Origin of the sequence: Carboxylicivirga fragile (genome assembly GCF_050589805.1) — a bacterium.
GTDB classification, from domain to species: domain Bacteria; phylum Bacteroidota; class Bacteroidia; order Bacteroidales; family Marinilabiliaceae; genus Carboxylicivirga; species Carboxylicivirga fragile.
In genome coordinates this window covers 61,224-84,300 of sequence record NZ_JBNGOY010000002.1, presented here as the reverse complement: position 1 = coordinate 84,300, position 23,077 = coordinate 61,224, and the positions used below count along the sequence as shown (strand labels likewise).

The following is a 23,077-nucleotide window of genomic DNA, read 5'->3' as shown; positions in this document are numbered from 1 at the left end:
TAATTACTTCTCGTAAAGTGTTTCGGGTCCCGATTCACCAGTCCTGATCCTATAGGTGTCGGCCATGTCAGAAACGAATATGCGGCCGTCACCTATTTCTCCGGTTTTGGCAGATGTAATTATGGTTTGAATAGTCTTATCCATATTTTCATCACGAACAATGATCGATAATATGCGACGTTCGATAATGCTTGTGTCGTAGAGGGTTCCTCTATATAAATGACCTTCTCGGGCCACACCAGTTCCTCTTACATCCCAGTATGAGAAAAATGTAATGTCCTGTTCTTCCAAGGCTTTTTTTACCGCTTCAAAACGTGATAAGCGGATAATGGCTTCGATTTTTTTCATAACGTTGTTTTGTTTAATGTTAAATTTTAAAGTAAAGAGCACCCATGGTGGCGATAAAGGTGTAGTTGTAGATTTATGTTTGTAATCCAGGATGCTCTTTTACTTCAAGATTTGGATTGATGATATTTTTATAATGATATTCCAACGACAATGTGGTATTGCTCGCTATTAGGATTAACGATAACTTGTCCAAACATTGGGATAGAAAATGTGTCTGATATTTTAATTTCTTTTTCTGTTCCAACCCCCATATTAACAACTTGGTAATCTCCTTTTTCTCCTGTAGATACATGCCATCCGTCACCACCTCCAATAAAGGCGTTGAATGAGCCAAAAGCATAACCTGCTTCAAAATACATTACGCCATCCTGTTCGCCGGCTCCAGCTCTGGAGTCGTTAAGGGCATAATTGGCAGCGAAACTAAAAGCGCCTGTTTCGTAACCCAGGTTTAATTCAATTGCATGACTTGATATTTCATCATCGAGTTCAAACCAGCTGCTACCTGGGTAATAATAATCTGTTATGCCCAGACTTAATCCGAAATCAAAGCCATATGAGGCATAAATGTCTGCTTCCTGGAAGGCATCGGCACCTGCTGATGAGTTTGAAAAAGCATATGAGCCCCAAGCTCCAGCTGAAAATCCGCCGCTAGAAAACTCAATTGTTGGTTGGATTCCTGGTGAGTTACCAAAATCAACACCTCTAAAAACATAACGCGATACTAAATCAGCGGAAACATCAAAACTACTTTTTTTCTCCTCCTGAGCGTTTGACAGAAAGGACACGCCTAATCCCAAAATCAATAAAATCTTTTTCATGCGAGTGTGGTTAATTTGTTAATGTTTGCTTTTGCTCCTTGTTGATTGGGGGTGTCAACTTTTAAAAAGTGCTTTTTTATTTCGACCCTCTCTTTTTTTGAGGGGGTGCTGTGCAAATATATCGTATTTTATTTTAGACCCCCAAATATTTAAGGGGTAAATATTGAAAAAATATAAAAATATAACTTTTAACCCCTTTCAGAATAGGGTGTATTTTGTGTAATTGTGCTTTTATTTAAATAGAGGGGTGAAATTATGGGGGTACTGATTATTTATTGTGGAGAATTATCATTGATAGGCTTTGCAGATGATTTCATTTTATTTCTAAAATGAATTTTTTGAGGTATTTTCTTTGTATAGTCTTGGTTCGTAAATGATACGAGAACTTCCATTCGTGTAATAAAACATGCTAAATGTCATAAAATGACATGACGAAAGTGTTAATAAATTGGAATTTGCTATTGTTATTATTACTTTTGCTTACGATTATTCAATAATAAGTCCGATTAACTTTCTAAATGTAAGAGGAGATGTAATTTAGGACTGTGGTAGATTAGGATACCTTATTAGGTATATGTAGTAGAGTAACTCTCCATAATGATGATAGTATGATGCAGAAAAGATTTCCCTTACCTCAGGGTTTGTATGACCCAGCGAATGAACACGACAATTGTGGAATTGGTTTTGTGGCTAATATTAAAGGTCAGAAAACGAATGATATTGTAATGCGTGGTCTTGAGGTATTAAGTAATATGACCCACCGTGGAGCGGAGAGCTCGGATAATAAATCAGGAGATGGTGCAGGTATTTTAATGCAGGTTCCGCATGAGTTTTTTCAAACATGTGGATTTAATTTACCAGAAAGTGGTAAGTACGGAACGGGTTTGGTGTTTTTACCAAGAGATGAAAAAGAGGCTCACAAATGCCTTGAAGTACTGGATAAGTACGTGTTAAGTGAAGGATTGGAGTTGATTGGTTATCGCGATGTTCCTGTTGATAGCGATGTGATTGGAGAAATTGCCCGCCAGACAGAACCATGTATTCGTCAGATTTTTGTGAAAGGCAATTATGAGCAGGATGCATTGGAGCGTAGATTATATTTAGCGCGTAAGCAAGCCGAAAATACAATTCGTCAATCAGACCTTGTTGAAAAGGAGGCTTTTTATTTGCCAAGCTTCTCTTCAAAGATATTTATATATAAAGGTATGCTTACTCCTGATCAATTAGGAGAATATTATCTTGATTTAAAGGATGCACGTGTTAAGAGTGCTATTTCATTGGTGCACTCACGATTTAGTACCAATACTTTCCCAACGTGGGATTTGGCACAGCCTTTCCGTATTATGGCGCACAATGGTGAGATTAATACCATTAAAGGTAATCGTCTTTGGATGGAAGCTCGCGAGAGTCTTTTGGAGTCAGATTTATTTGGCGATGATTTGAAGAAACTTTTCCCTGTTGTTGAGCCAAACATGAGCGACTCAGCATCGCTTGATAATGTGCTGGAATTCTTATTCTTGACAGGTCGCTCATTGCCACACGCATTGAGTATGATGATTCCGGAATCGTGGAATAGTAAGAATCCAATCCCGAAAAGTCTAAAGGCCTATTACGAGTATCACTCTACAATAATGGAGCCATGGGATGGTCCAGCTTCAATTGTGTTTTCTGATGGTCGCTATATTGGTGGTACTTTAGATAGGAATGGTTTACGTCCATCGCGTTATGTCATTACCAAAGATGATATGATCGTAATGGGATCGGAAGTGGGAGTTCAAACGTTCCCTGCCGAAGAGATCAAAGAGAAAGGCCGTTTAAAGCCTGGAAAGCTTTTGTTAGTTGATACTCAGTTAGGTATTATTATACCTGATGAAGAAATAAAGTCGCAACTCTCAAAGCGTCACCCTTATTCTAATTGGTTAAAAGAGAACCGTATTAGGATGCGCGAAATAGAAGTGCAACACCGTGTGCCTTCTGATTTGGGTGATAAATACAGTTCTTATCTAAAGGCATTTGGATACAATAAGGAAGATTTCGATCAGATTATAAAACCTATGGCTGTAACTGGTGGTGAGCCAATTGGCTCCATGGGTAACGATACGCCAATTGCAGTTTTGTCGGATAAGCCACAGCGTTTGTTTTCTTATTTCCGACAATTATTTGCTCAGGTTACCAACCCGCCAATTGATCCAATTCGCGAGGGATTGGTAATGGCATTGACCAATTACATTGGTTCCGTTTCGAAAAATCTGTTGAGCGAAGAGCCATCGCAATGTCGATCGATTAAGTTCGAAAGTCCAATCATGACCAATACGGACCTTGGAAAAATAAAGGATTTCAAGCGTGAAGAATTTACGCATGTGTCTATTCCTATGGTATATCGTGTGAGCGAGGGAAGTCAAGGGTTACAAAAGGCGATTGATTCCATTTGTGCTGCAGCTGAGAAAGCGGTTGATGATGGTAATAACTATATCATATTAAGCGATAGAGATATTGATGCTGATTTCGCATCAGTCCCTTCTTTGTTAGCAGTTTCTGCTACACACCACCATTTAATAAAAGCCAGAAAACGTACGCAGGTTGGTTTAATTGTTGAAACTGGTGAAGCGCGTGAAGTGATGCATTTCGCACTATTGCTAGGTTATGGTGCTAGTGTAATTAATCCTTACGTTTGTTTCGCAGCCATTGACGAGATGGTGAAAAATGGAAGTGTTGATCTCGAATACGGAGTTGCGCGCGAAAATTATATTAAGGCGGTTGATAAAGGACTACTTAAGATTTTCTCTAAAATGGGAATTAGTACACTTCGAAGTTATCATGGAGCTCAGATTTTTGAGGCCATTGGTATTTCAAGTGAAGTAATTAATAAGTGTTTCGTGGGTACACCAACTAAAATCGGCGGTGTAAGTTTCGACGAGATAGCTAAAGAAATACAATTGGATCATGCAAAAGCGTATCAACCTACGTTTAACAAGAATCCATTTGATACAAAAGGAAGTTTTGCTTACCGCAAATATGGTGAGAAGCATGGTTGGAACCCTGAAACGGTTGGTTTGTTGCAATGGGCAACTGCCGAAAACGATTATGCGAAATATAAAGAATATAGTAGTCGGGTAGATCAGGATAATCGAACACCTTTATTTATAAGAGGTTTGATGAAGTTGAAGAAGGGTAAGTCCATCGATATAAGTGAGGTGGAACCGGCTTCGGCAATCATGAAACGTTTTGTAACTGGTGCTATGTCATATGGTTCCATTTCCAAAGAAGCTCACGAAGCCATGGCAAAAGCTATGAATGCCGTTGGCGGACGAAGCAATACCGGTGAAGGAGGTGAAGATGCTCAGCGTTTTAATAGTGATGCACGTAGCTCCATTAAGCAGATTGCCAGTGGACGATTTGGTGTAACCAACAATTACCTGGTTAATGCTGATGAGTTACAAATTAAAATTGCTCAGGGTGCTAAACCTGGTGAAGGTGGACAGTTGCCTGGATTTAAGGTGGATAAAATTATCGCAAAGTTGCGTAATTCAACACCAGGAATTACCTTAATATCACCGCCGCCACATCACGATATTTATTCCATTGAAGATTTATCTCAGTTGATATATGATTTGAAGAATACTAATCCAAGTGCACGTATTAGTGTGAAATTGGTTTCTGAGAATGGTGTTGGTACAGTAGCGGCAGGTGTTGCCAAAGCTAAAGCCGATCTAATTGTGATAAGTGGAACTGAAGGAGGAACGGGAGCGAGCCCAAGCAGTTCCATCAAACATGCTGGTTTGCCTGTTGAAATTGGTTTGGCCGAAACGCAACAGACCTTGGTGATGAATAATCTCCGTGGTCGTGTGAAATTGCAGACTGATGGACAGTTGAAGACCGGTTTTGATGTGGTTAAAATGGCCATGTTAGGAGCTGAGGAATTTGGTTTTGCCACTTCAGCATTGGTTACCTTGGGTTGTATTATGATGCGTAAGTGTCATTTAAATACCTGTCCGGCAGGTATCGCCACTCAGGATGAAAAACTACGTAAGCGCTTCATCGGTAGATATAAGTATGTTGTCAACTTCTTTAATTTTATTGCTGAAGAGGTACGTGAGTACTTAGCCGAAATGGGTTATAAATCATTGGATGAAATCATTGGTCGTAGCGATTTATTGGAGCAAAATAAAGAAGTAGGAAACTGGAAGTCAAAAGGAGTTGACTTAAGTAAATTGCTTTATTTTCCTGAAGAAGGAAAGAAATATCCTATTCACCATACATCAGTTCAGGATCATGATATTGAGGAGGTATTGGATCGTAGCTTGATTAAAGAAGCACAGCCAGCCTTGGTAAATGGATCTAAGGTGTGGTTAGCGCGAGACATTCGAAATGTGGATCGTACGGTTGGTGCCATGCTTTCAGGTGAAGTATCAAAAGCTTACGGTGAAGAAGGTCTGGGTAAAAATACAATCAATTGCACCTTCAAAGGTTCTGCGGGGCAGAGTTTCGGAGCTTTTCTTACTAAAGGGGTGAGTTTCCGTCTCGAAGGTGATGCTAATGATTACCTCGGTAAAGGTCTTTCGGGCGGTAAAATTATTGTTGTGCCGCCTCATGGTTCGAGCTTCAAACCAGAAGAAAATATCATTATTGGTAATACGGTGTTGTATGGTGCCACTACTGGATTTATCTATGTACGTGGAGTTGCTGGAGAAAGATTTGCAGTTCGTAATTCAGGTGCACATGCCGTTGTTGAAGGCGTGGGCGATCACTGTTGCGAATACATGACTGGCGGTAGAGTTGTTGTGCTTGGTAAAACAGGTAGAAACTTTGCGGCAGGTATGAGTGGTGGTATTGCCTATGTGCTCGATGAGGATAACAACCTTGACTATTATTGTAATAAGGGTTTGGTAGACCTTACTCCTGTGGAAGATGGAGCCGATGTAAAAGAACTACAGTTTATGCTAAACAAGCATTTGTTGCATACCAATAGTTCTAAAGCACAAGAGATATTGGTTAACTGGAATCAGTATTTACCGAAGTTTGTGAAGGTGATACCGTTTGAATACAAGAAGGTGTTGCAAGAGCAAAAAATTAAGGAATTGGAGCAAAAACTACGTGATACTGAAGACGCTCCGTTTATTAGAGAATAGAAAAATAGAATATTAAAAAAAGAAAACCGGGAAATGAGAATGAGTGAAGGTTCAAAGGAGCCATTCCCGGTTTCTTTTAAAAAAGATAATTATGGCTGATCCAAAAGGTTTTATGCATATTGCACGTAAAGAAGGTGGTAACCGACCTATAAGTGAGCGGGTGGATGATTATGGTGAAGTTGAACAAACGCTCAATCAAGAGGATCGTACCCTTCAGGCGTCGCGTTGTATGGATTGTGGCATTCCGTTTTGCCATTGGGCTTGTCCGGTTGGGAGTAAGATTCCTGAATGGCAAGATGCAGTTTATAAGGGAGAATGGAAGTTAGCTAGTGATATATTGCATTCAACAAATAGTTTTCCAGAGTTTACTGGTCGTATTTGTCCAAGCCCATGCGAGAAATCGTGTGTTTTGGCAATTCATGAAGAAGCCGTTACCATTCGCGAAAACGAGGCCTCGATTGTAGAAAAAGCATTTGATTCGGGTTATGTTACTCCGCGTATACCACAGAAACGCTCTGGTAAGAAAGTTGCAGTGGTTGGCTCAGGTCCGGCAGGGCTTTCTGCAGCTGATCTATTGAATCAGGCTGGTCATGAAGTAACTGTGTTCGAAAAGGACGATGCCATTGGTGGTTTATTGCGATATGGAATCCCTGATTTCAAGCTGAATAAAAAAGTGATTGATCGTCGACTTGCTATTTTTGAGCAGGAAGGAATCACTTTTAAAATAAATACGGCCATTGGTGAGGATGTTAAAGGCGATGAATTATTGAAGGATTTTGATGCTGTTGTTTTAACCATCGGTGCTATGAAACCGCGTGATTTACCTGTTGAAGGAAGAGATTTGCAAGGTGTGCATTTTGCAATGGACTTTTTAAAGCAACAGAATAAGGTAAATAGAGGTGAGCAGTTTACAAATGGTGAAAGATTAATAGCTAAGGGTAAAAATGTTTTAGTTATTGGTGGTGGTGATACTGGTAGCGACTGTGTTGGTACCTCCATACGCCAGAAAGCGAAGTCGGTAACCCAAATTGAAATATTACCAAAACCTCCAGCAAAGAGAGCGGAAGGAAATCCTTGGCCTTATTGGCCAAACGTGCTAAAAACGTCCACTTCGCATCAGGAAGGTTGTGAGCGAAAGTGGAGTTTGAATACTAAACGTTTCATAGGAGAAAATGGTGTTTTGAAACAAGTTGAGTTGGTTGAAGTGGAATGGAATAAGGGGGACAATGGTCAATGGCAAATGTCTGAAAAGCCCGAGACAGCTCACATTGTAGATGCTGAAATTGTAATGTTATCCATGGGTTTTGTAAGCCCTGTGCACGAAGGTTTGGTAAGCGAACTTGGTTTAGATCTTGATCAAAGGGGAAATATTAAAGTTGATGAGAAATACCAGACCAGTCAAGCAAAGGTATTTGCAGCAGGTGATGCTTCAAATGGCGCTAGCTTGGTAGTAACGGCCATTGCAAAAGGGCGCGAAGCAGCTGAAAGAATTCATGAGTATTTAGCCGAATAGAATATTATATACAACCGTTCACTGAGCGTAGTCGAAGTGATAACATATTGAAGTTAGTTCAAATATTTTTTCATCTCGACTACGCTCGATGAGCGAGTTTGTTTTTTTGATAGTTTCGTTTTGTTTTATTCTTCATCAAGAAGGCTCGTTTTGAATGTTGGAACAATTCGTTGTTTACTTGCTTGCTCATATACGTGAGCGATTTGGATTAACCTACTTTCGGTCCAGGCTTTGCCAAAAAAGGAAACGCCTATTGGTAAACCCAAAATGTTGCCAGCAGGAACGGTAACGCTAGGATAACCTGATACAGCCGCTAGTGTTGAACTACCTCCTTTAAAATTGTCACCATTTACATAGTCTATTGTCCAGGCTGGGCCATTGGTTGGAGCCATCAAGGCATCTAGTTGATGCGTTTCTATCAGCTTGTCAATTCCTTTGTCTTGTGCTAATTCTTTACAAAGCTTTTTGGCTTCCAGATATTTTTTGTCGTTCAAATCACTTGTTTCATTGGCCATTTCAAGAATCTCCTGGCTAAACCAAGGCATAGCAGCTTTGTGGTTTTCTTTATTAAATGTAATCAATTCACTCAGGCTATTGATCGGTATTTCAGGGTGTGATTTTAAGTAATTATTGATTCCGTCTTTAAACTCGTATAGCAAAACTGTCCATTCGTATTGACCTATTTCATTAGCTTCTTCATGATTGTCTATGTCAACTATAATAGCCCCTGCTTCCTCCAATTTCGAAATTGTTTCATCCATTATTTTAGCCACCCTTTTGTCAAAGGCTGAATATTGTTTCATGTAACCTATTCGGGCACTGTTTATGGTATTTCTATCAAAGTTGAGGTAAATATTTAATTCATCTGGCTGGGCTTGGGATGCTTTGTCGTGTTCATCCTTTGCGGTTAATGCTTGTAACAATAGGGCAGCGTCAAGTACACTTTTTCCCATTGGTCCGGCAGTATCCTGACTGTGTGATATGGGGATAATGCCCGATCGAGACCATAATCCAACTGTAGGTTTAATGCCCACCACACCATTAATGCCAGAAGGACAAACTATCGATCCATCCGTTTCTGTTCCTATGGCTAAGGGTGCTAAATTGGCAGATATGGCAACTGCCGATCCAGCAGATGAACCGCATGGTGTTCGGTCTAATACGTATGGGTTTCGAGTTTGCCCTCCTCGACTACTCCAGCCGCTACTTGAATTCGTTGAACGAAAGTTAGCCCACTCGCTTAGGTTGGTTTTGCCAAGTAGCACCATGCCCGCAGCTCTGAGTTGTTCAACAATGAAGGCATCAGTTTTAGCCTTGTGCGATGATAAAGCTACTGAGCCAGCCGATGTTATTTGTTTATCGCCAGTATCTATGTTTTCCTTTATCAAAACAGGGATTCCGTGCAATGGACCTCGTGTTTTTCCTTCTGCTCGTTCTTTATCTAATTCTTGAGCAATTAAAATAGCATCTGGGTTTATTTCAATTACTGATCTTAAGTTGATGCCTGCATGGTCGATGTTCTTAATACGCTGAATGTATAATTGGGTAATTTTTTCACTGCTATAGGTGCCATTTTTTATCAGTTTTTGTAATTCAGGTACATTCATTTCTTCAAGAACAAATGACTGAGCTGTCTTGCTATTTCCTTCGTCTTTAGTCTCGTTGCTGCTACATGAATGAAGCCCAATGGCAGCTCCACCTAATATTGTGTTGAGTATAAAATGTCGGCGTTTCATCTTTTATCCTTTTGGTGTATCAATGTTCGTAAACTAATAAAGATAGTTTATTTAAAGCGCAAGGTCTACATTAACAAGTATAATTAATTGCTCGAAATAGTTCATTACTGTAAACTTTTGTGTTTTTATATCGTACCAAATACGTGTGATGATGTTTTCTATTGTCATATTAATGGAAAGTACAGATGGTATTGTGCTTTAAGAGCATTTTACTGTCAAACTTATCATTGTGTAAGCATTGGGGAATGTTTGCCAAATGAATTGAAAGATTCGATGGATAAGTAAAAAGGAGAGAAATGAACAACCTGATAAAAAATTTAATTGTCCTATTATTAATAGTTTTTGTGGCTTGTAGCAAAAACGAGGAGGGAGATGTCTATAGTTCCTTAGGAACTGAAGTGGATAAGGCACGTTTAGAAGCTGCTGGACATTCATTATTTACTAATATTGGTGAACTTTCAGATACGAAATTTGCAAAGCTTAGTGCTGGTTTGATGGACATGATGGCTGATAATTCCAATAGCTCTAACAAAAGAGTGGTGCATTCAATTGCTGAGCTTGGAATGTCAATGGCCAATGAAGAATCTATTTGTGATCACTTCGAGGCAATCGAAGGAATTTCAAGGAATGGAGAAGAGAGTTTGAGTTCTTTATGGCAAGATGGAAAAGGCACTTGGGAGTGGGATTCTGAAATCAATGATTTTATAAGGGTTAGTGAGACTGACGAGGAAATCATTTATAAGTTGCCATCTTCAAAGGAATCGATAAGCAATGATCTGATCTTAAGAATCTACGATTTTGAAGTTTACGATGGCGATTTTCCTGGAAAGGGAGAAGAACTTGAAGATGGAACCATTGTAACTGAAATGATAAGCAGTCTATTTTTTGAGATGAAGTTGCAGGATGAGTTGGTGGCCACGAGCAATATTAATGTTGATATTTCTAATTCCGGGGATATTGAGAATGTGGTTATGACTTTCAATCCTTTACCTTTTTCATTTCAGATGGAAGCTGTCAATGCTAACGATCATTCAAAGTGGCGTTATTCCTTTTTGAATGATTCAGAAGTTGTTTTTGAGCATTTATTATATGCTGAGATAGCAGGAACTAGTGAGTATATGATGATTCGAAAGGGGCAATCATCCATCCAGATAAAAGATATTAAAATGGTAGCTAGTGTTGAAGGTAATGGTTTTGTTACCGAATTAGCTTTAATCGAAAAGCTTGGGTTGACTGGAGAGATCTGGGCTAAAAGTATGGCTGATGCTGTTAATAAGCATGTTGATATGAAGGTGCGTTATGTTTCCGATAATGCTATTATTGCAAAGGCAATTGCTTTTCCTTCCAATACTAATATGGATGATAATGACTGGTTCGTAAATTTCTTGTTGCAATTTAACGATGGGAGCGAAATTAGCGCGGAAGACTTTTTTGAGGATGATTTATCCAAGTTTGAAATTGAATTTGAAGATTTTCTATGTGATGTAGAAGATCGACTAAAGTAGACTCTTGATGCTGTAGTTATAATATAACTCAAATGCAAAAGAGACAGATCGAAATATTGATTTGTCTCTTTTGTATTTGTAAGCAGGCTTACATATTACGGCGGTATTGCCCACCAACTTCATACAAGGCCTTGGTTATCTGTCCCAATGAACAGTATTTTACCGTTTCCATTAATTCTGCAAAAACGTTTTCGTTGTTTATGGCTACAGCCTTTAGCTTTTCGAGCGCTATTAAGCTTTGATCTTTATTTCTAAGGTGAAATTTATCCAATTCTGAAATCTGATTTTCCTTTTCAGTATTACTGCTTCTGATAACCTCTTTTGGTAGAATGGTTTCCGATCCTGATTTGGATAGGAAAGTATTAACGCCAACCAAAGGAAGTTTTCCATTGTTCTTCATCTGCTCATAATGCAGCGATTCCTCTTGAATTTTACTTCGTTGATAATTGGTCTCCATGGCACCTAATACTCCACCTCGTTCATTCAGTCTGTCGAATTCAGATAAGACCGCTTCTTCTACAATTTCAGTAAGTTCTTCAATTATGAACGATCCTTGTAAAGGGTTCTGATTCTTATTTAATCCTAATTCTTGATTAATAATCAATTGGATGGCAAGTGCCCGTCGTACAGACTCTTCCGTTGGAGTTGTAATGGCCTCGTCGTAGGCATTGGTGTGTAGTGAATTACAATTATCATAGATGGCATAAAGCGCTTGTAAAGTAGTGCGTATATCGTTAAACTCTATTTCCTGAGCATGAAGTGAGCGCCCCGATGTTTGAATGTGGTATTTTAATTTTTGAGAACGAGAGTTTCCGCCATATTTGTATTTAATGGCTTTTGCCCAGATGATACGAGCTACCCTGCCAATAACCGAGAACTCAGGATCAATACCATTTGAAAAGAAAAACGATAAGTTAGGAGCAAAGTCATCTATGTTCATTCCTCGTGAAAGGTAATATTCTACGTAAGTAAAACCATTTGCTAGTGTTAGTGCAAGCTGGGTAATTGGATTGGCACCTGCCTCAGCAATGTGATAGCCTGAAATAGATACAGAGTAAAAGTTCTGCACATTATTTTGAGTGAAATATTCTTGTACATCACCCATCAACTTCAACGAAAAGTCAACTGAAAATATGCAAGTGTTTTGCGCCTGATCTTCTTTTAATATGTCAGCTTGTACTGTTCCTCTAACAGCTTTTAGGGTCTCAGTTATAATTTCTTCATAACGATCCTTTTGAATTACTCTGTCACCGCTGACTCCTAATAGTTTTAGGCCAAGTCCATCATTTCCATCTGGAAGAGAAGAGTGATAGCTGGGTTTAAGTTTTTTATCTATTGTCTCTTTAAGAGAATTGACTAATTCTTTTTCACATTGTTGGTCGATGGCGGCGTTGAGGAAAAATGCCATAAGAATGGGAGCCGGGCCATTAATGGTCATGCTTACTGATGTGAGTTGGTGACATAGATCAAAACCAGAATACAACTTTTTTATATCATCCAAGGTGGCTGTTGATACACCCGAGTTGCCTATCTTTCCATATATGTCAGGTCTTGAATGTGGGTTTTCACCATACAATGTTACCGAATCAAAGGCAGTTGATAGTCGCTTTGCTTTTTGCCCTTTGGATAAATAATGAAAGCGTTTATTAGTGCGTTCGGGACTACCTTCGCCAGCAAACATTCGTGTTGGGTCTTCATTTTCTCGCTTGAAGGGAAATACACCAGCTGCATAAGGAAAGAAACCTGGGAAGTTTTCTTTCAATTGCCATCTTAGTATGTCTTCCCAGTTGTTGTATTTTGGGACTGCTATTTTTGGAATTTTGGTTTGTGAAAGAGAACTGTGTTTGGTTATTATGTCAATGGTTTTTCCACGTGAGGTGTATTGAAAAACATCATTCTGATAATTTTGCTTTAAGAATGTCCAATTATCTAGAATGTCCTTATTTTCTTGATTTAATTTATCGAGAAGTGATTTTTCCAATTCATCAATCGAAGAGATGTCCTTATTAGATTCTTGTAGTAATTCTTTGCTTTGTTTTAAGGCATACAGTTGGCCTGCTATTTTTGATTGAGTTTCGGATTCTGAATTATAATTACGCACTGTTTCACTTATCTCTGCCAAGTAACGTTTGCGATTGCCGGGAATGATAGATTTTATTTTTTCTCCTGCGTTTACGTTTTCGTTGGTATTGAGTTTCAGATCTGGGTAGTCGCTAGTTAACCTCTTCTGTAAAGCATCATAGAATTTATCCAAGCCAATATCAAAAAAATGTGAAGCATTACTCAGGTATACTGGCATATCTTCTGTCGATTTATCCCAGTCTTGACGATTTCGCCATACTTGTTTTTTAACATCCCGAAGGGCATCGATGGCACCGTTTTTATCTGATTTATTAAGTACAACCATGTCGGCAAAGTCGAGCATGTCAATTTTTTCGAGTTGCGATGGAGCACCATATTCAGGTGTCATAACATATAATGCGAGGTCGCTAAAATCAACGATCTGAGTATCGGATTGTCCGATGCCTGATGTTTCAAGGATAATTAAATCAGCTTCAGCCTGTTTAAATAATGCAATGGTTTCGCCGATGTGTGCCGATAGTGATAGGTTGGCTCCGCGAGTTGCCATTGAGCGCATAAATATATTTTCGTGATTGATACTATTCATACGGATGCGATCACCAAGAAGAGCACCACCCGATTTACGTCTGCTTGGATCAACGGATATGATTGCAATTTTGAGCGTAGGTGAGCTCGTGTTTATTCTTCGTATTAACTCATCTATTAATGAAGATTTTCCGGCTCCACCAGTTCCAGATATACCAATGACAGGAGTGGTTTTTCTTCCCATCTTAGGTTTTAGTTTACGAATCTCACTTGCATCTGACCAATCGTTTTCTAATGCTGAAATACAATGTGCCAGGTAGCTGGTGTTGTTGAAAGTGATTTGTTTATTTTTGGATTGATGTATGGGAATAAAATCAGATGCTTCGAGAACATGATTTATCATTCCTTGCAGACTAAGATGACGACCATCATCAGGTGTAAATATTCGACAAATGCCGTAATTGTGTAATTCCTCAATTTCTTTAGGTAGAATAACGCCACCACCACCACCAAAAATCTTTACGTGCTCCGATTGCTTTTCTTTGAGCAAATCAAACATGTATTTAAAAAACTCCAAATGTCCCCCTTGATAGGATGTGATTGCAATGGCTTGAACATCTTCCTGAATAGCACAGTCTACAATTTCTTGGACTGATCGGTTATGGCCAAGATGTATGATTTCGGCACCACTTGCCTGCAATATTCGACGCATGATGTTAATGGATGCATCGTGTCCGTCAAAAAGGGAAGTTGCGGTAACTATCCGGATCTTGTTTTTTGTTTTATATGGTTTTACGTCTGTCATTTTTTAAGATTATAAATCCATGTTAGTCGCAATTAATTCGGCTAAGTCCATGTTGACTAATTTTTCTTCTTTATTGGCATATTTAATTCCGTCGCTAAGCATTGTCATGCAGAAAGGACAAGCGGTGGCAACAATGTCGGCTCCCGAAGCGAGCACATCTTCGGTGCGTTCCATGTAAACTTCCTTATCGCCTTTTTCAGCTTCTTTAAACATCTGGGCGCCACCTGCGCCGCAGCACAACGAAAAGCTTTTGGCACGTTTCATTTCAGTATAATCAATATCAATGGCATCTATCACTTTGCGAGGAGCATCGTATATTCCATTGCCTCGTCCCAAATAACAAGGATCGTGAAATGTAATACGTTTGTTTTTGAATACTTCTTTTTTGATTTGTATGGTACCTGTATCAAGAAGTGATTGTAAAAAAGTAGAATAATGAATGACTTCAAATTGGCCGCCTAGTTCGGGATACTCATTTTTCAGGATGTTGAAACAATGGGGGCAAGTGCATAGTATTTTTTTAACGTCATAGGTTTTGAGTGTTTCAATAACTTGCATGGCCTGCATCTGAAAAAGCATCTCGTTGCCAGCACGCTTGGCAGGATCGCCGGTACAGGTTTCTTCTTTACCAAGAACGGCATAGCTTACTTTTGTTTCATTCAATATTTTTGCAAATGAGCGACTTACTTTTTGATAACGCTTATCGAAAGCACCCGCGCAACCAACCCAATATAGATATTCTGGTTGTTGGCCCTTACTTATTTCGTCTGCCATTACTGGCACGTCTATTTGAGGCATATAATTGTGTTTGATTTTTTAATTAAAAAATGGAGTTAGTACTGTGTCCAATCCAGTCTATCTTCAGGTGAAAATTTCCATGGCGCACCATTGTTCTCTATATTGGCAAACATCACATTAAGTTCTTCGGGCGCTTGGCCTTCCTCCAATACCAGATAGCGCCGCATGTCCATAATTAAATTAGGGTGGCTAATGTTTAAAGGACACTCCTGAGCACAAGCATTGCAAGTGGTGCATGCCCATAGTTCTTCGTGACTGATGTAATCGCCAATTAAAGCTTTGTGGTCGTCATATTTGGGAGCTTTGTTTAAAAATGGTCCTTTTTCCAACATGCGATTGCGAACATCCACAAATATTTTTCGTGGCGAAAGCAATTTGCCAGTAATGTTAGCCGGGCACACCTCAGTGCATCTTCCGCACTGTGTACATGTAAGCGAATCCAGATAATTGTTCTGTGTTATATCTTCAATGTCTTTCACACCAAAACGAGATGGAGCGGAGTCACTAGGTTCCTGAAATGCATCACCACTCAACATTAGTTTTACCTCCTTGCTTACTTCAGGCATGGCCGGTAAAAAAGTGAGAGGATTAAGGTTGCTAAAAAACACATTTGGGATTGACATGAAAACATGAAAGTGCTTGGAGTATGGTAGGTAATTAGCAAAGGCAAAGATTAAAACAATGTGTAACCACCAGAAAAAATGAAACAGAATTGAAGTATTGTTGTGATGATTAATCCAAGCAGCTAAAGAACTTGAAATCGGATAAGTACCAGCTAGTGCCTCTTTATGCAGAAGGATATCAAAGGTATTCATGCCAATTAGCGATACCATCAATAAGATTATAAAACTTAAGGCAATGTTGGCATCCAGTTTATTTTTAGGTTTTAATTCCACCCCGGAGAAACGCCGTATTTTAAGAAATAGGCGTCGCAAGAGAAAGATGAAAACACCCAAAAGTACAATCAATGAAAAGATGTCTCCACTTGCGGTTATGATATCATACCCAATACCTGAAAAAGCTAGTGATCGATTTAAGCCGAATAATCCATCAATTACCATTTCAATACTACCAATGGTAATCACCAGGAATCCCCAGAAGACCAAAGCGTGAAGAAAACCAATGATTGGTTTACGTAAAATTTTGGTTTGACCAAAAGCAACTCTTGCAGTTAGGCTTAATCTTTCTTTGAGCTTGCCATCGTACTTTAGAGGTTTGCATAGTTTAAAGAAAGCCCTTAGACGCATGAAAGTGAACCCTAGTAAAATAAGGGTGATTAAGAATGTGCACGCAAAAATAATCTGTTCCATAGATGCCAGTTTCTTACTTATTGATTGTCTGATAGGTGCTGTTTAAATGCCTCATTTAGTTCAGGTACAATTTTTAATGCGTCACCAACAATGCCATAATCGGCCACGTCAAAAATTGGAGCTTCAGGATCGGCATTAATGGCTACCAAGCATTTCGATCCACTCACGCCAGCAACATGTTGTATTGCGCCAGAGATACCAACAGCAAAATAGATGTTGGGCGATATGATTTTACCTGTTTGCCCAACGTGCTCATCTGCTGGTCGCCATCCATCATCGGCTACTGGTCTGCTGCAAGCTAATGCGCCGTCGAGAGTTGTGGCCAATTCTTCAAGTAATTTAAAGTTTTCAGCTGATTTTAATCCTCTGCCACCGCTAACCACTATGTCGGCATCAAGTAGGTTAATTCGTTCAGTATTTACCTTTTTATCAAGAATTGTCAATCGTGATTCTGGCTCGTCAATTTCTGGCTCAAAGTTTTCAATTTTCAACTCTGTCTTGTTTTCATTCAGACCATAGCTATTGAGTATGGGTGAAAGGATTATGCGCTCAGTGTTAACTTCAATATTTGCTAATGCTTTACCGGTAAAAGCTCTTTTTTCAATATGGAAGGGCTCGTAAGAGCTTGGTAGTCCTAGTACTTGCGGAACAAACCCGGCCTGCAACCTTACTGAAAGTCTAGGTGCTATAGCTTTACCCTGATTGTTGTCGGGAAATAAAATATACTGTGCATTTGTTTTTAGTACAGCTTGTTCAATGATGCGCGTATAGACCCGATTAACACGCATGTTGAAGTTTGGGTTGTCTGCTTTTAGTATTTGGCTCATTCCATAATTGCCAAGTTCGCTTAGTGCAGAATCATCGATTTCGCCAATGACGATGCCAATAACTTCTTGATTGGTTGCTTCAGCCATAGCATGAGCATAGGAGCTAAGTTCAAGACTTTGTTTTTTAATTGTACCAGCTACGTTTCTTATATATACTAGGATTGCCATGTTTTAAGTTTAAGTGTGACTATATTAGTTTAGCTTCTTTGCTTAGCTTTTCTACAAGTTCATCGCTCGATTCTAGCATTTGAACGGCTTCTTTTTCTTTTGGAGAATGGTAGTTGACAAACTTGATTAGTGATTTGCTTGAGCTAGCTTTTATTAATTCAAGAGGTTTACTTCTTGCAGTCATTATGCCGCGCATATTCGGAATCTTTGGAACGGAAGCAAAGCCTTTCTGTACAATCAGCACTGCGGTGCCGTTCACGCTTAGTTCTTCTTTCCCATTTGCGACATCGCGCTGGAAAATTGGCTGATCCTTATTAAAGCGAACGGATGATACCGAGGAGACTGAAACAAAATCGAGCAACTCGGCTAGCATGCCGCCTACCGATGCTTCGTTATAGTCGCCCGACTCAATGCCACATATAATAAATCCAAATTCTTCATTCTTAATGTAGGCTGCCAGTTGACTTGCTGTTTGATAGGCATCAAGTGGTTCGATGTCGATACGAACTGCTTTGTCAGCACCTATGGCAAGGCATTTACGCAGGGTTGGTTCTGTTTGAAATGTACCTATAGTTATGACTACGACTTCAGTTACGGGATTTGTGTTATCTTCTTTTAGCTCAATAGCACGTGTTAGTGCTAATTCATCCCATGGGTTAATTACCCATTGTATTCCTGAATCATCAAAACGACTTGAGTCATCGGTAAATTTAATTTTAGACGTTGTGTCAGGTACGCTGCTTATACAAACAAGTAAACGCATATTTAAAGTTTTAAAGATTAGAAATTAGATATCGCCATTAGCTATGGCGCGTGAGATTACGATTTTCTGAATCTCAGATGTTCCCTCATATATTTGAGTGAGTTTTGCGTCACGCATAAGGCGTTCCACGTGATATTCTTTCACATAGCCATATCCTCCGTGTATTTGAACGGCTTCGGTTGTTACTTGCATGGCCATGTCGGCAGTGTATTGTTTAGCCATGGCACTGGCAATGCCGTAGGCTTGTCCTTGATCTTTTAGCCAAGCAGCCTTGAGACAAAGGAATCGTGCTGCTTCAATTTGGGTAGCCATGTCTGATAATTTAAAAGCTATGGCTTGGTGATTGATAATTTCTGTGCCGAAAGTTTTACGTTCTTTGGCATATTTAACAGCTAATTCATACGCCCCTGATGCAATACCTAAGGCTTGAGATGCTATACCAATGCGTCCCCCTTCCAAGGTTTTCATGGCGAATTTAAAACCGAATCCATCTTCTCCAATCCTGTTTTCTTTAGGTACTTTAACATCGGTAAACTGAACTGAATGCGTATCGGAGCTTCGCATGCCCATTTTGTTTTCGTGTGGCCCAAGCGATATGCCTTCTGAGTGACGATCAACAATTATTGCATTTATGCCTCTGTGACCTTTTTCTCTATCTGTTTGTGCTATTACAATATAGGTTGATGCTGAATTGCCATTGGTTATCCAGTTTTTAACGCCATTTACAAGGTAATGATCACCCATGTCAATGGCTGTTGTTTGTTGTGATGTGGCGTCTGATCCAGCTCCTGGTTCAGAAAGTAAAAAGGCACCAGTTACTTCGCCTCTCGCCAATGGTTTTAGAAATTTCTGTTTTTGCTCTTCTGAGCCATATTTCTCAATGCCATAACATACGAGGGAGTTGTTGACCGAAATGATAACCCCAATTGATGAGTCAACTTTTGATAATTCCTCCATGGCTAAAACATAGGATATTGTGTCCATGCCGCTGCCATCGTATTCAGGTGCTACAAGCATACCTAAAAAACCTAATTCAGAAAGGTTGCGGATATGTTCTGTTGGGTAAATGGCTTTCTCATCTCGTTCAATAACATCTTTTATGAGCTCGCGTTGGGCATAATCGCGTGCTGCTTGCTGAATCATGAGTTGTTCTTCTGTAAATTGAAAATTCATATTGGGAGATTTAAGTGTGTCTTTATCCTGTTGTTTTTTTGAGTACCATACAAACCACTGTTTTATCATTACCACCCATATTAACCGTCAGTCCGTATGGTTTGTGCTCTGGGATAGAGATTTGAGCTCTGCCAGCCTGATGAGTTAACTGTTCCCAGATAGTAACGGCCTGATGAACACCTGTGGCGCCAGTTGGATGTCCCCATCCAATTAATCCACCAGTAGTATTAAAGGGTATACTGCCTTCTCGGGAAGTATGACCGTCTGCTACAAACTGAGCACCTTTACCTTTAGCAGCAAATCCAATGGCTTCGGTGGCAAGTACGCCTGCAATTGTGAAGCAATCGTGTGTTTCAACGGTGGCAAGCTCATCTTTGGTGATTTGTGCCATTTCTAGAACTTTGCTAACGGCATTTTTGGTCGTACTTAGTTCACATTCGTCAATGGGTGGCTCCATAATGTTTTCTTCAACCTGACTAAAGCCAACTAATTCAACTGCTTCGGATAATGGTAAGCCAACTCTCTTCAATCCTTTTTCGGATACAATAGCAATTGAAGATGCGCCATCGGATACTTTTGAGCAATCGGCATAGTTAAGGTTGTCAACAAAAAGTTCGGCATTTGGCGCCTCCATGCCTGTGTCGAATAGGTGTTCAGAATCGTTGTGGTGTTCTTGAGCTGTTTCGCACAGGCGAGCATTTTGAATGCAGTTAGCATACCAAGTAGCCATTCCTTTTCTCGCGTAATCGTCACCGTAGGTTTTAGAATAACTTCCTGCCCGATCACTAAATTCGCCAGGGAAGAAATAAGCATGACCATTTTTGCGATTCTTGTAATAGCCAGCCAGTGCTAAATGATCTGCTCCGTACATCGCTTTAACCGTATTTTGAACTTCTACACCTATGGCTAAAACAACATCGGCTGTGCCCGCTAATATTGACTTGATGCCAGAAATCATAGCTAGTCCTCCTGAGGCACACGCCCCTTCAACACGCATGGCTGGTTTGTATTGTAATTTTTTGTCAATGGAAGGAATAAATGCTCCCAAGTGAGCTTGATTGTTAAACCGTGAGGCCATAAAATTACCAACAACACTTTCATCCACATTGCCTGCGCCACCAATTTTCTTTAGAGTTGCCCGTCCTGCTTCTTGCATATAGTATTCTATTCCTGGACGCTCCTTTTTAGGATGAAACTCTTTACGACCTGTTCCAAGTGCTATTGTATTGTATCCAGCAACTAAAAATATTCTTCTTTGCATAATGTTGGTTTAGATATAGTTGTTAACTGGGCCGTAGAGGTGAAAAAAGCCATTCTTCATAACTGTATTTACATGTTCGGTAGAACTGCATACACCGTCTGCTTGTAATTGAATTCCGAGATCTTTCATGGCTCGCATGTAATTGCAAGCCATTTTTGCACCAATACTGTTTTCTTTTATAAGCTCACTAAAGAAGTTGTCAAGGTGTTTCGCTGCACGTTTTGATTGACTCAGTTGTTTCCATGAATAAGCTTCTGTTTTTACAGCTAGAAAATGCTTGACTTCTTCCATTAAATCACCAGTGCTTATATAGGATTTAGATTCTAAGTCATAAATTCCTACAATATCGCCTTCGCTGTATTGAAAGAATCCGTCTTTTTGTGTGCCATCTGGATTTTGTCCCCCTTTGATACCAAGGCTTAGTAACTTATTTAATAATGGGCTAATTAGTTCATCCTCTAAATAGTGATTCATTACCTTCATGATATAGGTGCAAACTTCGATGCCTACATAATCGATAAGTTGAAATATTCCCATTGGGCGAATTAACAATTCGTGGCTTATGGTATTGATGCTTAAAATTGTTTTGTTGTGGCCCATATCGGGTTTAAGGTTGTTGTATTGTTTTTCGGCATATAGAATGTCACGCATTAGAAAGCCATTTCCAATAAATCCGGCAAGATCGTTAGATGGGACTAGTACTTTTTGCATGTGATTGGCAAAACCATAAACTAATTTGGTTAAATCAGGGTTGCCATTCTCTGTTTCGATGACCTCAATTAATTTTTGAACTGCAGGTGGGTTATAAAAATGACAACCGATAATATTGCCATTTAACTCAGCTTTGTCATTTAATACAGAGATGGGGATTGAGCTTGTGTTGCTTAAAAAGAATGGTTTGTTTGGGTTGTTATCGTTTATTTGTTTGAAAAGCTTAGTTTTTACATCTTCATTTTCAATGATGGCTTCAAATATCAGAGTTGAACGGTATGTTGGTTCGATGTTGATAGAGGGTTTAATAAGAGATAAAGCTTCAAACACAAAAGTGTCAATGATATCTTTATTATCAATAAGATGAGGTCGGTTGTTATAGGCTTTGCGTAACCAAATAATGTTCTTCTCAGCCCATCTTGTTACTTGATCCTTAATGTAATGGTTCAATTTGTCAAGCTGTTCGAAGCTCTGATCAATGGCATTAACAACGAATGTTTGGCCAACATAGTCGGGATGATGCATCAACTTGGCTGAGTGGAGAACATTTAATAGTAAAATGCCACTGCCCATCTTTCCTGCTGCTCCGAGTACGCTTATGTTTTTATATCGTTCTAGGTGATGATTCATGATGTATAATGTTTATGTGTACTTACCAATTGGGTTTTCTTTTTTCAAGAAAGGCTTGCATGCCTTCTTGTGCTTCTGAATTAAAAAGTTTGCTGAATGCTTCTCTTTCTTGCTGAGAGCCTGTTTCAAGGTTAGAGTCTTGACTTTGGTTCATTAAAGCCTTAAGCGTCTTGGTAGCTTGTGGCCCTTTGTTGGCAATAAGTTCCGCAACTTTTATGGCTTCATTCATTAAATCATCGGCTGAAAATATTTGCTGAACCAAGCCCATTCGTTGTGCTTCGTAGGCGTCAAACATATGCGCTGTATGGAGATAGAATCGAGCATTGTTTAAACCAATGGCTCGACTAAGGCGCTGCGTTCCTCCAAATCCTGGTATGAGGCCAAGGTTAACTTCGGGAGCACTGAACTTAGCTTTGTCGCTGGCGAGCAGAAAATCGCAAGCCAAGGCTACTTCTAAACCGCCGCCTAGCGCAAAGCCGTTGATGGCGCCAATAAATGGTATTGGCATGCTTTCTATGCGTAGAAGTGTATCTTGTCCAATTTTCGAAAAAATACGAGCCTCAACTTCCGTTTTTCCATGCATCTCTGCAATGTCGGCTCCTGCAATAAACGCTTTTCCTTCTCCAGTTAGTATTACTGCTTTCAAATTGTCAGAGGAGTCGATTTTGTCGAGCAAAAGATTGAATTCGGAAAATACTTCGCTGTTGAGCGCATTAAGTGAATCCGGGCGATGAAATGTAATGATAGCTATTGTATTGTTCTCAAAATAAGTGATGTGTTGCATATCTTTTGTGTGTGGTGTTGCAATAAATGTATTAAAAATAATTAAAGATACCAAAATCTTTAATTTCGAGTTTTACCATTTTATGACGTATTACTATCATATATTAGTAATGTTACCTTGTTCTTGTTGTGTTGTTGGTATAAGATATTAAACATCAAAAGAAAAAGAATGTGTGAATTTGTAAATAAGTT

General features: G+C 39.4%; 15 protein-coding genes. 3 read left to right on the top strand and 12 right to left on the bottom strand.

Features of this window, described 5'->3' with window-relative positions; translation table 11 throughout:
- Positions 1-3: 3 nt before the first annotated feature.
- Both ACRD7B_RS01345 and ACRD7B_RS01340 read right to left on the bottom strand, forming a co-directional pair.
- A complete protein-coding gene (locus ACRD7B_RS01345; protein ID WP_430822646.1) occupies positions 4-348 on the bottom strand; it encodes a P-II family nitrogen regulator in 345 nt (114 codons plus the stop codon).
- A gap of 128 nt (positions 349-476) precedes the next feature.
- The gene (locus tag ACRD7B_RS01340) at positions 477-1,166 is read right to left on the bottom strand and encodes a TorF family putative porin (RefSeq protein WP_430822645.1); all 690 of its coding nucleotides are present in this window, start codon (positions 1,164-1,166) and stop codon (positions 477-479) included.
- Between the two features lie 608 nt (positions 1,167-1,774).
- Here ACRD7B_RS01340 and gltB point away from each other — a divergent pair.
- Both gltB and ACRD7B_RS01330 read left to right on the top strand, forming a co-directional pair.
- Positions 1,775-6,295, top strand: a complete 4,521-nt coding sequence (gene gltB, locus ACRD7B_RS01335; RefSeq protein ID WP_430822644.1) for a glutamate synthase large subunit — start codon at positions 1,775-1,777, stop codon at positions 6,293-6,295.
- A 91-nt stretch (positions 6,296-6,386) separates the two neighbouring features.
- Entirely contained in the window at positions 6,387-7,808 is a 1,422-nt protein-coding gene (locus tag ACRD7B_RS01330) for a glutamate synthase subunit beta (RefSeq protein ID WP_430822643.1), read from the top strand.
- Between the two features lie 125 nt (positions 7,809-7,933).
- Here ACRD7B_RS01330 and ACRD7B_RS01325 read toward each other — a convergent pair whose 3' ends face one another.
- A complete protein-coding gene (locus ACRD7B_RS01325; RefSeq protein ID WP_430822642.1) occupies positions 7,934-9,544 on the bottom strand; it encodes an amidase in 1,611 nt (536 codons plus the stop codon).
- A 296-nt stretch (positions 9,545-9,840) separates the two neighbouring features.
- Between ACRD7B_RS01325 and ACRD7B_RS01320 the strand changes: the two genes are divergently transcribed.
- Complete coding sequence (locus ACRD7B_RS01320) at positions 9,841-11,049, top strand: hypothetical protein (protein ID WP_430822641.1); 1,209 nt, start codon at positions 9,841-9,843, stop codon at positions 11,047-11,049.
- 88 nt (positions 11,050-11,137) lie between these two features.
- On the opposite strand, the gene ACRD7B_RS01315 is transcribed toward ACRD7B_RS01320, so the two are convergent.
- Genes ACRD7B_RS01315 through ACRD7B_RS01275 form a run of 9 tightly spaced genes read right to left on the bottom strand, consistent with a single transcriptional unit; the run spans position 11,138 to position 22,886 of the window.
- Entirely contained in the window at positions 11,138-14,461 is a 3,324-nt protein-coding gene (locus ACRD7B_RS01315) for a methylmalonyl-CoA mutase family protein (protein ID WP_430822640.1), read from the bottom strand.
- Between the two features lie 9 nt (positions 14,462-14,470).
- Complete coding sequence (locus ACRD7B_RS01310) at positions 14,471-15,259, bottom strand: (Fe-S)-binding protein (RefSeq protein ID WP_430822639.1); 789 nt, start codon at positions 15,257-15,259, stop codon at positions 14,471-14,473.
- 35 nt (positions 15,260-15,294) lie between these two features.
- On the bottom strand, positions 15,295-16,569 hold the full coding sequence (locus ACRD7B_RS01305; protein ID WP_430822638.1) for a 4Fe-4S dicluster domain-containing protein: 1,275 nt from the start codon (positions 16,567-16,569) through the stop codon (positions 15,295-15,297).
- Between the two features lie 17 nt (positions 16,570-16,586).
- On the bottom strand, positions 16,587-17,564 hold the full coding sequence (locus ACRD7B_RS01300) for an electron transfer flavoprotein subunit alpha/FixB family protein (protein ID WP_430822637.1): 978 nt from the start codon (positions 17,562-17,564) through the stop codon (positions 16,587-16,589).
- Between the two features lie 19 nt (positions 17,565-17,583).
- On the bottom strand, positions 17,584-18,327 hold the full coding sequence (locus ACRD7B_RS01295; protein ID WP_430822636.1) for an electron transfer flavoprotein subunit beta/FixA family protein: 744 nt from the start codon (positions 18,325-18,327) through the stop codon (positions 17,584-17,586).
- Positions 18,328-18,351: 24 nt separating this feature from the next.
- A complete protein-coding gene (locus ACRD7B_RS01290) occupies positions 18,352-19,500 on the bottom strand; it encodes an acyl-CoA dehydrogenase family protein (RefSeq protein WP_430822635.1) in 1,149 nt (382 codons plus the stop codon).
- 22 nt (positions 19,501-19,522) lie between these two features.
- A complete protein-coding gene (locus ACRD7B_RS01285) occupies positions 19,523-20,761 on the bottom strand; it encodes a thiolase C-terminal domain-containing protein (protein ID WP_430822634.1) in 1,239 nt (412 codons plus the stop codon).
- 9 nt (positions 20,762-20,770) lie between these two features.
- Complete coding sequence (locus ACRD7B_RS01280) at positions 20,771-22,102, bottom strand: 3-hydroxyacyl-CoA dehydrogenase family protein (protein ID WP_430822633.1); 1,332 nt, start codon at positions 22,100-22,102, stop codon at positions 20,771-20,773.
- 22 nt (positions 22,103-22,124) lie between these two features.
- Entirely contained in the window at positions 22,125-22,886 is a 762-nt protein-coding gene (locus tag ACRD7B_RS01275) for an enoyl-CoA hydratase/isomerase family protein (protein ID WP_430822632.1), read from the bottom strand.
- Positions 22,887-23,077 lie beyond the last annotated feature (191 nt).

Bases quoted from the DNA above. Each gene is read 5' to 3' on its own strand.
- ACRD7B_RS01315 (WP_430822640.1), bottom strand. From the start codon at position 14,461: ATGACAGACGTAAAACCATATAAAACAAAAAACAAGATCCGGATAGTT.
- ACRD7B_RS01310 (WP_430822639.1), bottom strand. From the start codon at position 15,259: ATGCCTCAAATAGACGTGCCAGTAATGGCAGACGAAATAAGTAAGGGC.
- ACRD7B_RS01295 (WP_430822636.1), bottom strand. From the start codon at position 18,327: ATGCGTTTACTTGTTTGTATAAGCAGCGTACCTGACACAACGTCTAAA.
- gltB (WP_430822644.1), top strand. From the start codon at position 1,775: ATGATGCAGAAAAGATTTCCCTTACCTCAGGGTTTGTATGACCCAGCG.
- ACRD7B_RS01290 (WP_430822635.1), bottom strand. From the start codon at position 19,500: ATGAATTTTCAATTTACAGAAGAACAACTCATGATTCAGCAAGCAGCA.
- ACRD7B_RS01285 (WP_430822634.1), bottom strand. From the start codon at position 20,761: ATGCAAAGAAGAATATTTTTAGTTGCTGGATACAATACAATAGCACTT.
- ACRD7B_RS01325 (WP_430822642.1), bottom strand. From the start codon at position 9,544: ATGAAACGCCGACATTTTATACTCAACACAATATTAGGTGGAGCTGCC.
- ACRD7B_RS01300 (WP_430822637.1), bottom strand. From the start codon at position 17,564: ATGGCAATCCTAGTATATATAAGAAACGTAGCTGGTACAATTAAAAAA.
- ACRD7B_RS01275 (WP_430822632.1), bottom strand. From the start codon at position 22,886: ATGCAACACATCACTTATTTTGAGAACAATACAATAGCTATCATTACA.
- ACRD7B_RS01280 (WP_430822633.1), bottom strand. From the start codon at position 22,102: ATGAATCATCACCTAGAACGATATAAAAACATAAGCGTACTCGGAGCA.
- ACRD7B_RS01340 (WP_430822645.1), bottom strand. From the start codon at position 1,166: ATGAAAAAGATTTTATTGATTTTGGGATTAGGCGTGTCCTTTCTGTCA.
- ACRD7B_RS01305 (WP_430822638.1), bottom strand. From the start codon at position 16,569: ATGGAACAGATTATTTTTGCGTGCACATTCTTAATCACCCTTATTTTA.
- ACRD7B_RS01330 (WP_430822643.1), top strand. From the start codon at position 6,387: ATGGCTGATCCAAAAGGTTTTATGCATATTGCACGTAAAGAAGGTGGT.
- ACRD7B_RS01320 (WP_430822641.1), top strand. From the start codon at position 9,841: ATGAACAACCTGATAAAAAATTTAATTGTCCTATTATTAATAGTTTTT.
- ACRD7B_RS01345 (WP_430822646.1), bottom strand. From the start codon at position 348: ATGAAAAAAATCGAAGCCATTATCCGCTTATCACGTTTTGAAGCGGTA.